This is a genomic window from Arthrobacter zhaoguopingii (genome assembly GCF_009828595.1).
In the GTDB taxonomy this organism is placed as follows: Bacteria; Actinomycetota; Actinomycetes; order Actinomycetales; family Micrococcaceae; genus Arthrobacter_D; species Arthrobacter_D zhaoguopingii.
Window position 1 is genome coordinate 16204 of sequence record NZ_WPNY01000022.1, and the last position, 14507, is coordinate 30710.

13 protein-coding genes and 1 pseudogene are annotated in these 14507 nt (G+C 65.4%); 2 read left to right on the forward strand and 12 right to left on the reverse strand.

The annotated features are described in order from the left end of the window. Positions 1–337 precede the first annotated feature (337 nt). The 5 genes and pseudogenes from GVV86_RS19020 to GVV86_RS17775 form a co-directional block, all read right to left on the reverse strand. Positions 338–523: pseudogene (locus tag GVV86_RS19020) on the reverse strand (IS256 family transposase); the annotation flags it as partial. Positions 524–635: 112 nt separating this feature from the next. Further along, positions 636–1826, reverse strand: coding sequence for a serine hydrolase domain-containing protein (locus tag GVV86_RS17760; RefSeq protein WP_159803582.1), 1191 nt, complete (start codon positions 1824–1826; stop codon positions 636–638). A gap of 1 nt (position 1827) precedes the next feature. Further along, complete coding sequence (locus GVV86_RS17765; RefSeq protein WP_159803583.1) at positions 1828–2064, reverse strand: hypothetical protein; 237 nt, start codon at positions 2062–2064, stop codon at positions 1828–1830. A gap of 225 nt (positions 2065–2289) precedes the next feature. Continuing rightward, positions 2290–4212, reverse strand: coding sequence for an ABC transporter permease (locus GVV86_RS17770; RefSeq protein WP_159803584.1), 1923 nt, complete (start codon positions 4210–4212; stop codon positions 2290–2292). Continuing rightward, positions 4209–4976: an ABC transporter ATP-binding protein gene (locus GVV86_RS17775; RefSeq protein WP_159620482.1), complete on the reverse strand. Its 768-nt coding sequence runs from the start codon at positions 4974–4976 to the stop codon at positions 4209–4211. Before GVV86_RS17775 ends, GVV86_RS17770 begins: the two co-directional genes overlap by 4 nt. A 109-nt stretch (positions 4977–5085) precedes the next feature. Between GVV86_RS17775 and GVV86_RS17780 the strand changes: the two genes are divergently transcribed. Together GVV86_RS17780 and GVV86_RS17785 are read left to right on the forward strand one after the other, a co-directional pair. Continuing rightward, positions 5086–6378, forward strand: a complete 1293-nt coding sequence (locus GVV86_RS17780; RefSeq protein WP_159620484.1) for a sensor histidine kinase — start codon at positions 5086–5088, stop codon at positions 6376–6378. After that, positions 6371–7063, forward strand: coding sequence for a response regulator transcription factor (locus tag GVV86_RS17785; protein ID WP_159620486.1), 693 nt, complete (start codon positions 6371–6373; stop codon positions 7061–7063). Before GVV86_RS17780 ends, GVV86_RS17785 begins: the two co-directional genes overlap by 8 nt. 837 nt (positions 7064–7900) lie before the next feature. On the opposite strand, the gene GVV86_RS17795 is transcribed toward GVV86_RS17785, so the two are convergent. From GVV86_RS17795 to GVV86_RS17825, 7 genes are all read right to left on the reverse strand, one after another. After that, a complete protein-coding gene (locus GVV86_RS17795) occupies positions 7901–9094 on the reverse strand; it encodes a serine hydrolase domain-containing protein (protein WP_159803585.1) in 1194 nt (397 codons plus the stop codon). A gap of 1 nt (position 9095) precedes the next feature. After that, on the reverse strand, positions 9096–9332 hold the full coding sequence (locus GVV86_RS17800; protein ID WP_159803586.1) for a hypothetical protein: 237 nt from the start codon (positions 9330–9332) through the stop codon (positions 9096–9098). 103 nt (positions 9333–9435) lie between these two features. Continuing rightward, positions 9436–11286, reverse strand: coding sequence for an ABC transporter permease (locus GVV86_RS17805; protein WP_159803587.1), 1851 nt, complete (start codon positions 11284–11286; stop codon positions 9436–9438). A gap of 4 nt (positions 11287–11290) precedes the next feature. Further along, complete coding sequence (locus GVV86_RS17810) at positions 11291–12049, reverse strand: ABC transporter ATP-binding protein (RefSeq protein ID WP_159803588.1); 759 nt, start codon at positions 12047–12049, stop codon at positions 11291–11293. A gap of 68 nt (positions 12050–12117) precedes the next feature. Next, on the reverse strand, positions 12118–13299 hold the full coding sequence (locus tag GVV86_RS17815) for a serine hydrolase domain-containing protein (protein ID WP_159803589.1): 1182 nt from the start codon (positions 13297–13299) through the stop codon (positions 12118–12120). Between the two features lies 1 nt (position 13300). Then, complete coding sequence (locus GVV86_RS17820; protein ID WP_159803590.1) at positions 13301–13537, reverse strand: hypothetical protein; 237 nt, start codon at positions 13535–13537, stop codon at positions 13301–13303. A 55-nt stretch (positions 13538–13592) separates the two neighbouring features. Continuing rightward, positions 13593–14396 (reverse strand): hypothetical protein, encoded by an 804-nt coding sequence (locus GVV86_RS17825; protein WP_159803591.1) that lies wholly within the window; start codon positions 14394–14396, stop codon positions 13593–13595. Positions 14397–14507 lie beyond the last annotated feature (111 nt).

The window sequence follows — 14507 nt, forward strand, 5'->3', positions numbered from 1 at the left end:
CATGCGAAAGCCATTCGGGTTGGAGGGTTGGTTCGAGGGTGGGTTGGTGGGTTAGAGGCTGCGGCGTTTCAGGTCGAAGGACGCCATAATGTTCAGCTGAAACTCCGCGAACGGGTCTGCGGCAGATGTGAAGGTCACCCGCTCGGCAATAAACTCGACTTATACGCCTTTGTCCATCAGTTCCCCCCGAGCCAGGACGGATGGCTTGTGGTGCGCATGTCGAATACAGTCCGTTGATCGCCGATGAAGGAAGGGCCTGTCACCTACGGTTGACAGGCCCTTCTTTTCGCTTTTGCTCGTCACTTCCTGATTGTGTTGACCCGCCCGGAGGACTCGACGAGGACTCCCAGAGCTGCACGATCGCCGGATACCGCTGGGCTGCGGATCCGGTGAACCGGTCCTTCGCCGCAGCCCCGCGTGGAGCCGCATGGGCCGGGCTGAGGGCGCTGACGATCCCGCCGCGGTGCCCCCGGCCGGCGCAGCGGAACGGGTTGCGGATCGGGTGCACAACGCACTGCCGCAGGCCGGAGCTCCACACCCGTTCTTCTTACAGCCCGGTCACTCACCTCATGGCCCGTCGCAACGGGCTGCCTGCTGGCAGTAGACGGGCTGCGGGTGCTGTGGTTGGTGTCGGGTCAGGGTGTGCTGAGGGCTTCGTCGAGGGCGTCGATGGATAAACGGGCGAAATCGAGGAATTCTTCCGGGGGGCCGTCGAGGCCGTCGAGGGGGCCGTCGTAGATGGCGGGCGGCAGTGCGGTGGTGGTGATGGTGACCGCGGTGCCGTCCTCTGCGACTGTGTTGATCGTCTGGTAGCCGGGGATGTAGCCGTTGTGGCCCCAGGCTGTGCCAGCGCCCAGTTCGCCGCTTTCGAGGCCCAGCCCGTACGTGGATCCGGGGATGATTTTGTCGCCGGTGGGGATGCCGGTGAGCATCTGGTCGAGTTCGGCCGGTTCCAGGAGTTCGCCGTCGAGGACGGCTTTCATGAACGTGTTGAGCTCAGCCGGTGTGGATACCATGGCTCCGGATGCCCAGGCCGTGGAGGAATCGTACTCGGTGACGTCGCGCAGTTCCCCCTTGGCGTCCTTGTGGTAGCCCAGGGGATGCTCACCGCGCAGCCCGGTCTCACCCGGTTCTGGCAGGTAGGTGTGTTTCAGGTCCAGGGGTGTGACGATCCGATCGTGGATCTGTTCGGCCAGGGGCCGTTGGGTGACGCGTTCGATGATCAGGCCCAGGACGATGTAGTTGGTGTTGGTGTATTGATGGCGTTCCCCTGCGGGGAAGATCGCGGGCTGTCCGAGCGCCAGGTCGAGCACGTCCCGGGGTGAGCGGTAGATGTCCCGGTCGGCGGACGCTTCATTGACGATGACTTCGGTGGTGTACTCGGGCAGGCCGCTGGTGTGTTGGAGCAGCTGCCGGACGGTGATGGCCTTCGGGTCGATTCCCTCTCCCTTGATGATGCCGGGGAGGTAGGTGTCGACGCTACGGTCCAGCTCCAAGAGTCCTTCTTCCACCAGCTGCAGGGCCACCACCGCGGAGAATGTCTTGCTGGCGCTTCCAATACGCACTTCACCGTCAGCGGGGATCGGTGTATCGGCGGCAAGGTCGGCGGTGCCAGCGGTGGCGGTTTCAGCGGTGCCGTCCGGGGAGGTGCGGGTGATGATCGCGCCCGGGTAGCCTTTCTCGACGAGTCGTTCAGCGATGCCGGTCAGCACCTTCGGTGCTTCCTCGGGGGCGTCCTTGGTGGCGGCCTGACTCGTGCAGGCGGTGAACGCGAGCGAGGCGGCCAGTGCGGTGGTGATGACCGCGAATTTGGGGGTGTATTTCATGTCAGTGCTCCGATTCGGTGTGGCGGGTTGTTGCTGATGCTGCGTGCTTCCGGCGCCGGTGCGCCCGGACAAGGAATACTGCGCAGACAATGGCGATGGCTGCGGCGGGGCCCGAGAGCAGCGGCATGGCAACCATGTTCATGGTCAGAATGCTGGCGGCCAGAGCTGTGATGAGTACCGCCCAGAGCACGATGGTGCGGCCGGGTTCATGTTTTTGGACATGGGGGTGGTGGGTCATGTGAAAACCATTCAGGTTGGAGGGTTCGTTGGTGGGTTAGAGGCTGCGGCCTTACCCCGGGCGGAGCGTCGAGAAGCGGATCGGCCAGATCCTTGGCAGCGGTGTGATTCCGGGGAACGGGATGAAGGGGTCCCGGCTGCCGTCAGTTCGGATCAGGCGGCGACCTGAGGGACAACAGGTCCGTCCTCTGGACCGACGTTCCGAGCCGGGCTGATACTTCACGGCTCATTCGTTTGCTCCGAGGGCCCGGATGGCCGGAACTTTCATGGCTGCTCGTGTCGCCAGAAGGGCGGTGATGGTGGTGAGCGTGGCAACGAGCAGGGTGATGGCGCCCAGGAGCGTCCAGGGGATCGCGATGACCGGCGCGCCGTAGAGGCGGTAGGTCGATGCCCACAGTCCCACGAGGGAGAGCACGGCAGCGACGGCGCCGAGGATGAGGCCGATGGTAGTGACGGCCAGGGCTTCGATGACGGTGCTGTGCTGGATCTGGCGCCTGGTGAGGCCACTGAGCCGCAGAGTCGCCAGTTCGCTGCGGCGTTGACTGATGGAGATGGCGAGCGTGCTCAGAACGCTGATGAGGGCGTAGAGGCTGCCGAGCCCGACTATCATGACCATCACGGCACGGTTTCCCGCGGCGTTGGCTCTGTTCTGTTCTTCCGTGAACTCCGCCGGTGTCTGCACCGTGGACGCGCCTGCGGCGGTGAGTGCGGATTCGACCACGGCCGTCTCGACGCCGGGAGCGAGCTGGACCAGGACGGTGGTGGGCCCCTGGAGCAGGTCGGCGGGCAGCAGTGAGCGGTCGATGTAGTAGCCGTCGGTTCCGGTAGGGGTTGCGGACATCCTGGCGGCCTCGCTCAGGACAAGGGTCCGGCCGTCAATGTCGACGGTGATCTGGTCGTATGCGCCATCGATGGTCGATTCCAGGCCGGGACCGAAAATGAGGGTGTCGGGGCCGAAGTCGGCCACACGACCGCTGTCCGGCTGTTGCAGGTGGGTGGCGTTGAACGCGTCGGGATCGACGGCGACGACGGTTCCGGGGCCGGTGGTGGTGGCGCCGCCCGTGGTGAGCTGCACGGACAGTGGCACGACCGTCTCGGGTGAGGCGAGGGAGATTCCGTTGATGTTCTCCAGTGCGCTCAGGTCGATGTTCTCGCCGGTAGCGATCAGGTCGGCGTCGAAGATCAGCGTGGCGGCGCCGGATTCGGTTTGGGTGTTCACAATTCCTTGGAGGCCCATGACGAGACTGACGAGCACAATCATCGGCGCCGCGCCTGAGGCGGTGCGGCGCACAGCGTCGCGCAGGTTCGCCACTGCCAGGCCCGCGACCGGTGAACGGCGCGACCAGGGTGTGAGCGCCAGAGCCGCGGCGGGCACGAGCAGGGGTGAGAGCCGGCTCATCGCGACCGAGCCGGTCATGATGATGCCAAGGCCGAGCAGCAGTGGGACGAGCAATCCGCCGGCCGTCGCGGAGAAGTAGGCCTGGAGGGCGGTCAGCGCCAAGGCAGTGATAGCCACGATCCATCGACCAAGGGTCATGACGCGCCGTTCACCGCTGCTGCGGCGCAGCGCATCCAGGGGACTGACTTTGGTGGCGCTCTTGGCTGCACCCCGGGCGCCGGCGAGGCAGACCGTGAGGGCGGCGATCAGGTCGACCACCAGGACCACGGGTTCGATGGGGGTGGCGAGGTCTTCGGGGAAGAAGCCGAGCCGCGACAGAACGGTTCGCTGCACGGTGGTCAGTACTGTTCCGAGCAGGGCCCCGGCCGCCGCGCCAAGCAGCGCGGCGAGGAAGGCTTCACCGAGCAGGAGCCTGCGGATCTGGCGCCTGGTCACGCCGCCAAGTCTGAGGATGGCGAGATCACCCCGGCGCTGGTCAACGGCAAAACCGAAGGTCGAGCCGACAACGAAGATGGTGAGGAAAATGCCGATCATCAACGCTATCCCGGTCAGCTCGCTGCCATCGGCGGCGGCCAGGCGGAATGCTTCTGCTTGTTCGGGGGTCAAGCTCGTGGGTGCGTCGGCGTTCTCGACGCCGAGGATGATCGTCAGGCCGGCATGGACGATAGCGACCCCGGCGGTCACGGCCAGGAGGGTGCCGACGAAGAGCTGCCAGCGGTCGGCAAAGGTGCGCAGGGCCAGGCGGATCATCCCTGCGCTCCCGTACCGGCCAGTGTCTCGAGCTCGGCGAGGGTGGCGGCGATCTGGTTCGCGTCGGCGCCGTTCAGAGTTGTGACGAGGCGTCCATCGCGCAGGAACGCCACGTGGTCGGCGCGGGCGGCGGCCGACGGATCATGGGTGACCATCAGGATTGTCTGGGCCTGCTCATCGACCAGGGCGCGAAGGAGATCCAGCACCGTGGCGGCGGAGGCACTATCCAGGGCTCCGGTGGGCTCGTCGGCGAACAGGATGCTCGGCCGGGTGGCCAGGGCGCGGGCGATGGCGACGCGTTGTTGCTGCCCGCCGGAGAGTTCGCGTGGCTTATGGCCGGTGTGCTTGCCCAGGCCCACGGAGTTGAGGGCTTCGGCCGCGGCCCTGTTGGCGTCACGGCGTCCGGCCAGACGCAGCGGCATGGCGACGTTCTGCGCTGCGCTGAGGGCCGCGACGAGGTTGAACTGCTGGAAGATGAATCCGATCTCGGTGCGCCGCATCCGGGTCAGCACGTCATCGCTGAGGCTCGCGATATCGTCGCCGTTGAGGAGGATCTGTCCTGAGTCAGGGGTGTCCAGCCCGGCAGCAGTATTCAGGAGGGTGGATTTGCCAGACCCCGATGGCCCCATAATCGCCGTCCAGGAACCACGACGAAGCCCGATCGTGACCCGGTCGAGCGCCGTGAGGGTGGATTTGCCTGACTGGTAGGTGCGTGTCACATCGTTGAGCTGCAGCACGGTGCTGTGCGGGGCGGTTGTGGTCATGTATCCAGTACACCGGAGGACACCCGGGCCGCGCAGTGGGGCCAAACCGTCGATTCAGGGTATGGCTGGCCCTACGTTCTTTGGGCCGGTTCGCCTCTAGAATGGTCAGGTGATCACTGCGGAGTCAAAACATCAGGCTCTGCCGGTCATCAGGCGCTGGAGAGCGGTGCTCTACTCTGCGGCCGTCTGCATCCGGGCCCTGGTGGTCATTTCCGTTGTCGTGCTGCTGGGCACACCGGTCGGGATCGCGCTCAGCGGTCCTGTGCGCGGCACCGATACCTCTGCGGGCCTGATTACCGCGGGTCTGGCGCTGCTAGGTGTGGGACTCCCGCTTATCTCGGTCGTTCTTGCCCGGGCCGACTGGAGCGGAGCGACCGCTCTGCTCGACCAATCCGCTGGGGGGCCTCCGGGTGTCCGGCTCCGTGAGCCGCGGACCCTCATCCGCCCGTTGGCCTACACCGTGATGATGCTCACGATCGGCGGGGCCATCGCGGTCTTCGCTGCGCTGGTCGTCCTGGTATCCCTTGTCGCCCTGATCAGCCCGCTGCTGACGGCAATGGGAGACCGGGTGCCGATCGTGATTGGGCCGTTCACGGTGAGCAACGTACCCCAGTCGGTGGTGGCATCGGTCATCGGAGTCGGTGTTCTCACCGCGCTCGTTGTCACCTCACCGGCTTTCTCCAGGGTTCATGCCTTGCTGGTCCTCCAGGTGTTGACCCGGCCGGAGCAGCGCCTCCAGCATGACCTGACGATGACCGCGCGGTCGCGGGCGCGCCTGGTGCGAGCCTTCGACATCGAACGCCGCCGTATCGAGCGGGATCTGCACGATGGCGTGCAGCCGCAGCTGTTGTCGGTCAGCATGACGCTCGGGCTCGCCCTGGCCGCCATGCCCGATGATGCCCCTGGCCGCTCTGACGTGGTCCGCGCCCAGGACCAGGCCAAGCAGACCCTGGGTGCCTTGCGCAGCTTCGTCCGTAACATCCATCCCCAGGTCCTCATGGATCATGGCCTCGGCGCAGCGATCCGCGAACTGGCCGACACACTTACCCTTCCCATCGCTGTCGAGGACCGGCTGACCGGCCGCTTGCCCACGGAGATCGAGACCAACCTGTACTTTTGCGTCGCCGAACTCCTCACCAACGTCGTCAAGCATTCCAACGCCGGGCAGGCTCAGGTTCTGCTTCAGCGGCCCGCGCCCGGACTCGTGGAGGTCCGGGTCCGAGACGATGGTGGCGGTGGAGCAGGCACTGCCCATCGGGACAACGGCGGACTCGACGGCATCTCCGACCGCATCGCCGCCCTGGGTGGAGACCTGGAGATCGACTCGCCTCTGGGTGGACCGACGGCCATCACGATCACTATCACCGTCGCCGCAGTTGGGAAGGGCCACCCGGATGACTGATTCCGCTACCACCGGCCCGGCCGCGTTGGAACCGGTGCGGGTGGTCATCGCTGAGGACAACGCGTTATTGCGCGAGGGTCTGCAGGTGCTGCTCGAACGTAACGGGTTCGTCGTCGCCGCCGCGGTGGATACAGGCGAGAAGTTGATCGCCGCTGGACGCGACGTCGGGCCGGACCTCGTGGTCACCGATGTGCGCATGCCGCCGACGTTCCGCTCTGAGGGGCTCGTCGCGGCGGTGCGCCTGCGTGAAGAGAACCCTTCCCTTCCGGTGGTGGTCCTGAGTCAGTATGTCGAGCAGAGTTACGTCGCCGATCTGCTCGACAGCGCCGGTGGAGCCGGAATCGGTTACCTGCTCAAGGACAGGGTCAGCGACGTCGCGGACTTCGCGGACACGCTGCGCCGCGTTCATGCCGGCGGTACGGCGGTTGACCCGGCGGTTATCAGTCAGATGATCAGGCGGCACCGCGATCCGTTGGCCGGGCTTACTCCCCGTGAGCGGGAGGTGCTGGCCGTCATGGCCGAGGGCCACTCCAACGGTGCTATCGCGCGGCGTCTGTTCGTTTCTGAGGCAGCGGTCGTCAAGCATATTGGTAACGTCATGATGAAGCTTGACTTGCCGCCCAACGACGATCAGAACCGCCGGGTTGCGGCTGTGTTGACGTACCTGCGCAATCAGGAGAGCTGAGCCGGTTCAGCGCTTCAGGCAATGGCATTCGCGCTTCAGGCGGCGGGCGTGTCCGTGACCCGCAGCATGACGCCCCCCGTGTGGTCAGGAGGGCCGCGAAAAGGAGCAACGCGGTGGTATCGACAGCCGTATGGAGCAGTGGGGCGGGCCGGTTGATGGCATGGCGACCTGGTCGGCGGCCGGGGCGGGGTCGTCGAACAACTCCCGGGTAACTCTCCACATGCGCCCTCCGAGAGCGTGCATCATGTGGTGGGTGAGGTCGGCCGAGAAGCCGCATCATCTTCCAAAAACGCGGAATTCGTGAAGCCGGTGACCGGCGGCCCCACAGCCAAAGCCTTCAATTCGAACTTCGCCTCCCTCTTCCACGAAATTTCCGATGCGCGCACTAGGTCAGTTGCAGTGACAAGCGCCCCGGTCGCTGCATACGCAGTCGTCCCTTCCTGGATTGAGGACTTCGTGAACGCGGTACTCACCGAGTTCGTCAAGGGCTGACCGTTCTCGTCCCCTCCGCCTGCCGAAACCTCGTCCGACTAATGTCCAGCGCTCCTCTGAACACAGTCCGTTGATCGCCGATAGAAGAAGGGCCTGTCACCTATGGTTGACAGGCCCTTCTTCTTGCCTTCGCTCGTCACTTCCTCGGTCTGAGGGCGTTGACGATCCCGCCGCGGTGCCCTCGGCCGGCGTACCGGAACGGGCTGCGGATTAGGTGCACAACGCACTGCTGCAGGCCGGAGCTTCACACACGGTTCTTCCTACAGCCCGGTCACTCACCTCATGGCCCGTCGCAACGAGCAGCCTGCTGGCATGAGACGGGCTGCGGGTGCTGTGGGTGTCGGGTCAGGGTGTGCTGAGGGCTTCTTCGAGGGCGTCGGTGGTTAAGCTGTAGAGAGCGATGAGTTCCTCCTGGGGGCCTTCGAAGATTTCTTCCTGGGGGCCGTCGTAGATGGCGTATGGCAGTGCTGTGACGGTGATGGTGACGGCGGTGCCGTCCTCTGCGACTGCGTTGCGGGTCTGGTAGCCGGGGATGTCGCCGTTGTGGCCCCAGGCTGTGCCGGCGCTTAGTTCGCTGCTTTCGATGCCCAGCCCGTACGTGGCTCCGGGGAAATTTTCCTCGTCGCCGGTGGGGATGCCGGTGAGCATCTGGTCGAGTTCGGCCGGTTCCAGGAGTTCGCCGTCGAGGACGGCTTTCATGAAGGTGTTGAGCTCAGCCGGTGTGGATACCATGGCTCCTGCTCCCGCGGCCCAGGAAGTATCGTACTCGGTGAGGTCGCGTAGTTCGCCGTCGGTGTCGATGTGGTAGCCCCGGGGATGCTCACCGCGCAGCCCGGTCTCACCCGGGTCTGGCAGGTAGGTGTGTTTCAGGTCCAGGGGTGTGACGATCCGATCGTGGATCTGTTCGGCCAGGGGCCGTTGGGTGATGCGTTCGATGATCAGGCCCAGAGCGATGTAGTTGGTGTTGGTGTATTGATGCCGTTCCCCTGCGGGGAAGTCCGCGGGCCGTTCGAGAGCCAGGTCGAGCACGTCCCGGGTTGAGCGGTAGGCGTCGCGCTGGCCGAATGTGTCTTTGGCGACAAGGTCGGTGAACTCGGGCAGGCCGCTGGTGTGTTGGAGCAGCTGCCGGACGGTGATGGCCTTCGGGTCGATTCCCTCTCCCTTGATGATGCCGGGGAGGTAGGTGTCGACGCTACGGTCCAGCTCGAGGAGTCCTTCTTCCACCAGCTGCAGGGCCACCACCGCGGTGAATGTCTTGCTGGCGCTTCCAATACGCACTTCACCATCAGCGGGGATCGGTGCGTCGGTGGCGAGGTCGGCGGTGCCGGCGGTGGCGGTTTCAGCGGTGCCGTCCGGGGAGGTGCGGGTGATGATCGCGCCCGGGTAGCCTTCCTCGACGAGTCGTTCCGCGATGCTGGTCAGAACCTTCGGTGCTTCCTTGGGGGCGTCCTTGGTGGCGGCCTGGCTCGTGCAGGCGGTGAACGCGAGCGAGGCGGCCAGTGCGGTGGTGATGACCGCGAATTTGGGGGTGTATTTCATGTCAGTGCTCCGATTCGGTGTAGCGGGTTGTTCCTGATGCTGCGCGCCTCCGGCGCCGGTGCGCCCGGACAAGGAATACCGCGCAGACAATGGCAATGACTCCGAAGGGGACCGAGAGCGCCGGGATGAAAACCAGTGTTGAGAGGAGCACATTTGCGGCCAGTGCTGCGATAAGTACTGCCCAGAGCACGATGGTGAGGCCGGGTTCATGTTTTTGGACATGGGTGTGGTGAGTCATGCGAAAACCATTCCGGTTGGAGGGGTGGTTGGAGGGCTGGTTGGTTGGGGGATGAAACCGAAGGCCCCCGGCCGGTGGGCCAGGGGCTTTCGTTTCAGAACAGTTACGATCGGGTGCGGCCTCGGGTGCCTGCCATCGCCGGGAGGACCATCCCCGTGGTGGCGATGATCACGACTGCCCCGGCCAGTGCTGCGTATACGGGCCAGTCGATGCCCACGGAGAAGACCCCGAGCATGCTGTAGGCCATGCCTCCGAGTGCTGGAATCACCGCAAGGGTGCCGATCACCACGGCCGTTGCCATGACGAACACCGATTCGATGAGGATCATCGCGCTCATCTGGGTGCGGGTCGTGCCAATACGTTGCAGCAGGGCGAACTCCGGTTTACGGGAGCTGGTGAGCATGACAAGGGTGTTTGCCGCGGCAGTGGCGATGAAGAAGATGAGCACGAAGAGCAGGATCGCCCCGAATTGCTGCTGGCCTGCCGCACCCTTCTTGGTCTCCTGCACGTAGTCATCGACAGAGACCGTCTGCAATCCGAGGGAGCTCAGATCCGCCGAGCCCAGCGCGAACAACTGGTCAGCGGCTGCCGGCCTGTTAGGCGCCGGCAGCGAGGACTCGTCGAGGATGTAGTCGCCGAATCCGAGGCCTCGGTCATAAACGGCCACGATCGTCCGGGAGATCGCGGTGCCTTCATCAAAGCGCAGCTCCACGATGTCGCCGACACCTTTGCCGGCGCCGAAGACGCCATCGGCGCTGACGGCGATCGTGTCGGGGCCGGTGAGATCATCCAGCGAGCCGGCCGTCACATCGACATCCATCAGTCCCGACGTGCTGCCGGCCACCGCGCGCAGGCCGGTCGGCTCCCAGGAGAAATCTCCAAATTCGTCGTCAAGGTCGAACTTCACCTCCGCGGGAACCATCGAGCTGGCAACCACCGCGTCGATGCCCGGAGTGGAGGCGACGGCGGCTGCCTGCTCGGCTGTCACGCCGTCGGGGGAGGTGATGATGAGATCCGATTCCAGACCGGCACGCAACTGCATGCCGGTGGCTTCCACCGTTGTGTGGTTCGCCCCTGTCTGCACTGTGCCCAGCGCCAGGAGCAGGGCAAGCGGGATGATCGCTGCCGTGAGCCGGCGCGAGAAGCCGCGGGTATTCACCAGCGCGAGCATGGCTGCTGCGTTACTCGACGAGCGTGTGGCGCGCGCTGCCCGTCGGGCGATTGCGCCGACGATGACCGGACCGGCCAGCGCGGCGGCGCTCAGGAGCAGGAATGCCGAGGTGGCTCCGGCTGCGCTGCCCGCCGTGCCCGAGACGACGAACGGTGTACCGGCAATGACGATGCCGACCGCCAGAAGCACGATGGCCGTGATCCGCCGAGCCGGGGAAATCCCGGATGACTCAGCCGAACCACCGCGAACGGCCTCGGTCGGGCTGACCTTGGTGATCTTGCGGGTCGCGAGCCGGCCGGCGAGCAGCGCGGTCGGGAACAGCAGGACCAGCGCGCCGATCACCGGAAGCGGGGAGATCACCAGATCGAACCCGGCAGGCACGATGCCCCCGGAGACCAGTGCCGGCATGAGCAGTTGCCCGGCAAACAGTCCAGGGATGGCCCCGAGCGGGGCCGCGAGGGCGAACACGATGACGATCTCGGCTGTCACCATCGAGCGCACCTGCCGCGGGGTTGCTCCGACGGCGCGGAGCAGGGCGAATTGAGTGTTCCGCTGCCGCAAGGCCGAGGCAAAGGTGGAGGCGACAACAAGTTCAACAACGAGGACCGCCGTGCCGGCGAAGGAGGCGGCCGCGGCCACAAGCAACGGCTCATCACCGCGCAGGCCGCTTTCCATGAGCACACCATTAGCGGTCAGCAGCGCGGCGGCCGAGACCACAATCAGGAAGCTGCCGACCAGGCTTGCGCGGTAGGCGCGGACCGCTGAGCGGGCGAAAGACCACATGGGGTTATCGTCCCAACTCGACGAGGCGGGCGGCGATCTGAGCCGAGGTCGGCGCTGCCAGCCTGCCGGCGAGTCGTCCATCTGCCAGGAACAGCACTTCATCGGCGGTGGCGGCCACGTGCGGGTCGTGGGTGACCAGAACCAGGGTCTGCGTGAATCGCTTGGCGGCACCGCGCAGCACTTCGAGCACCTGATCTCCCGTGCGGCGGTCCAGGGCACCGGTCGGCTCATCGGCGAAGACGACGGTGGGCCGGGTGATCAGCGCCCGGGCGATGGCCACCCGCTGTGCCTGGCCTCCGGATAACTCACTCGGCAACCGCTCGGTCATCCCGGTCAGCCCGACAGAATCGACGAGGGTCTGCTGCCACTGCTCATCGGGACGCCGGCCATCGAGCAGCATCGGCAGCTGGATGTTCTCCCCGACGGTCAGGTGGCCAATGAGGTTATACGACTGAAACACGAAACCGACATGGCGCCGGCGGAAACGGGTGACGGCGTCCAGGGAGAGCCCGGTGATGTCGGTCTCGCCGATGAACACCTGGCCGCTGGTTGGCGTATCCAGGCCCGCGGCAAGGTTCAGGAACGTCGACTTGCCCGACCCGGACGGGCCCATAATCGCCATGAACGCACCCGGGGCGAAATCAAGGGAGAACTCCTGAAGGGCAGTGATCTCCTCCGGGCCGTTCGGAAAAGTCTTACGAAGTTGAAGGAGACGCACGGCGGTATCGACCGACGGCGGGCTTACAAACGTACTCGGGGTCATGAAACGAGCTTTCTATTGGGAGAGTGAAACGGGCTGCGGGTGCTGTGGGTGTTGTGGCGGGGGTCGGGTCAGGGTGTGCTGAGGGCTTCGTCGAGGGCCTCGATGGGCAAACGGGCGAAATCGAGGAATTCTTCCATTGCTCCGTCGAGGGGGCCGTCGTAGATGGCGGGCGGCAGTGCGGTGGTGGTGATGGTGACCGCGGTGCCGTCCTCTGCGACTGTGTTGATCGTCTGGTAGCCGGGGATGTAGCCGTTGTGGCCCCAGGCTGTGCCAGCGCCCAGTTCGCCGCTTTCGAGGCCCAGCCCGTACGTGGATCCGGGGATGATTTTGTCGCCGGTGGGGATGCCGGTGAGCATCTGGTCGAGTTCGGCCGGTTCCAGGAGTTCGCCGTCGAGGACGGCTTTCATGAACGTGTTGAGCTCAGCCGGTGTGGATACCATGGCTCCGGATGCCCAGGCCGTGGAGGAATCGTACTCGGTGACGTCGCGCAGTTCCCCCTTGGCGTCCTTGTGGTAGCCCAGGGGATGCTCACCGCGCAGCCCGGTCTCACCCGGTTCTGGCAGGTAGGTGTGTTTCAGGTCCAGGGGTGTGACGATCCGATCGTGGATCTGTTCGGCCAGGGGCCGTTGGGTGACGCGTTCGATGATCAGGCCCAGGACGATGTAGTTGGTGTTGGTGTATTGATGGCGTTCCCCTGCGGGGAAGATCGCGGGCTGTCCGAGCGCCAGGTCGAGCACGTCCCGGGGTGAGCGGTAGATGTCCCGGTCGGCGGACGCTTCATTGACGATGACTTCGGTGGTGTACTCGGGCAGGCCGCTGGTGTGTTGGAGCAGCTGCCGGACGGTGATGGCCTTCGGGTCGATTCCCTCTCCCTTGATGATGCCGGGGAGGTAGGTGTCGACGCTACGGTCCAGCTCCAAGAGTCCTTCTTCCACCAGCTGCAGGGCCACCACCGCGGAGAATGTCTTGCTGGCGCTTCCAATACGCACTTCACCGTCAGCGGGGATCGGTGTATCGGCGGCAAGGTCGGCGGTGCCAGCGGTGGCGGTTTCAGCGGTGCCGTCCGGGGAGGTGCGGGTGATGATCGCGCCCGGGTAGCCTTTCTCGACGAGTCGTTCAGCGATGCCGGTCAGCACCTTCGGTGCTTCCTCGGGGGCGTCCTTGGTGGCGGCCTGACTCGTGCAGGCGGTGAACGCGAGCGAGGCGGCCAGTGCGGTGGTGATGACCGCGAATTTGGGGGTGTATTTCATGTCAGTGCTCCGATTCGGTGTGGCGGGTTGTTGCTGATGCTGCGTGCTTCCGGCGCCGGTGCGCCCGGACAAGGAATACTGCGCAGACAATGGCGATGGCTGCGGCGGGGCCCGAGAGCAGCGGCATGGCAACCATGTTCATGGTCAGAATGCTGGCGGCCAGAGCTGTGATGAGTACTGCCCAGAGCACGATGGTGCGGCCGGGTTTCTGTCCTTGGACATGGGAGTGGTGGGTCATGTGAAAACCATTCAGGTTGGAGGGCTAGGTGGTTGGTGGGTAGGGGGTTGGTGGGTTAGAGGCTGCGGCGTTTGAGGGTGAGGGCGGCGCCGGTCAGCAGGAGCCCGGTCAGGACGGTGAGGGCTCCGAGAGCGGCCGCGCCGGTGAGGGCGTTGGGTGCGCTGATCAGGGCGTGGGCCAAGGTGTTGGGCATCAGCTGGGCCCAGATCGGCAGGGTGCCGGTGGCGAGCTGGATGATTCCCAGGAGAATTGGTTCCAGGACCAGGACGGCGAGCATTACCAGGACCGCGGTGAGCTGGTTCCGCAGCAGCAGACCGACGGCCAGTCCGATCAGGCTCAGGAACGTGATGGCCAGGACGCCGCGGCCCAGGGAGCCCAAAATCTCGGGCAGGGTTGCGCTCAGGGCGCTGCCGTCAAGGACCAGCGCCAGGAGCAGGGCGGTGAAGGACAGGGCGGCGAGGATCAGTCCTGTTGCGGCACCGATCAGCGCGGTGGCCCCGGTTTTGGCCAGGACGATGCGCTCACGGCGCGGTTGGGCCAGTGCCGTACCGACCATGCCGCCGAAGCGGAAATCGCTGATCCCGGCCAGGACGCCGAGGAGGATGACGGCGATGAGGACGACCCCGATGGAACCGCTGCCTCCGAGGGGGTTCAGGGCTGTCAGCTGCTCGGAGGCCAGTGTCATATCGATGACTGGCAGTTCGCCGGCGACTTCCGGGTCAGTGCCTTCGCTGTCGATGAGGTGAGGGAACAGGACGGTGGAGGTCAGCTGGGTGGCCAGCAGGCCAAGGGCCGCGATGAGGGCCGCGATCTTCGTTGCAGGGATGGTGGTGAGTTTGAGGATTTCAGCGCGCAGCATGGGGGGTCCGTTCGAAAGAGCTGATCTCGGAGGAGCTGATCATGGAGAGGTAGAAGTCCTCGAGGTCGCCCTCGGAGGCGGCGAGGGCTTCGGCGAGGGTGGTCGCTGAGC

Bases quoted from the DNA above. Each gene is read 5' to 3' on its own strand.
- GVV86_RS17770 (WP_159803584.1), bottom strand. From the start codon at position 4,212: ATGATCCGCCTGGCCCTGCGCACCTTTGCCGACCGCTGGCAGCTCTTC.
- GVV86_RS17815 (WP_159803589.1), bottom strand. From the start codon at position 13,299: ATGAAATACACCCCCAAATTCGCGGTCATCACCACCGCACTGGCCGCC.
- GVV86_RS17800 (WP_159803586.1), bottom strand. From the start codon at position 9,332: ATGACTCACCACACCCATGTCCAAAAACATGAACCCGGCCTCACCATC.
- GVV86_RS17820 (WP_159803590.1), bottom strand. From the start codon at position 13,537: ATGACCCACCACTCCCATGTCCAAGGACAGAAACCCGGCCGCACCATC.
- GVV86_RS17810 (WP_159803588.1), bottom strand. From the start codon at position 12,049: ATGACCCCGAGTACGTTTGTAAGCCCGCCGTCGGTCGATACCGCCGTG.
- GVV86_RS17775 (WP_159620482.1), bottom strand. From the start codon at position 4,976: ATGACCACAACCGCCCCGCACAGCACCGTGCTGCAGCTCAACGATGTG.
- GVV86_RS17825 (WP_159803591.1), bottom strand. From the start codon at position 14,396: ATGCTGCGCGCTGAAATCCTCAAACTCACCACCATCCCTGCAACGAAG.
- GVV86_RS17760 (WP_159803582.1), bottom strand. From the start codon at position 1,826: ATGAAATACACCCCCAAATTCGCGGTCATCACCACCGCACTGGCCGCC.
- GVV86_RS17795 (WP_159803585.1), bottom strand. From the start codon at position 9,094: ATGAAATACACCCCCAAATTCGCGGTCATCACCACCGCACTGGCCGCC.
- GVV86_RS17805 (WP_159803587.1), bottom strand. From the start codon at position 11,286: ATGTGGTCTTTCGCCCGCTCAGCGGTCCGCGCCTACCGCGCAAGCCTG.
- GVV86_RS17785 (WP_159620486.1), top strand. From the start codon at position 6,371: ATGACTGATTCCGCTACCACCGGCCCGGCCGCGTTGGAACCGGTGCGG.
- GVV86_RS17765 (WP_159803583.1), bottom strand. From the start codon at position 2,064: ATGACCCACCACCCCCATGTCCAAAAACATGAACCCGGCCGCACCATC.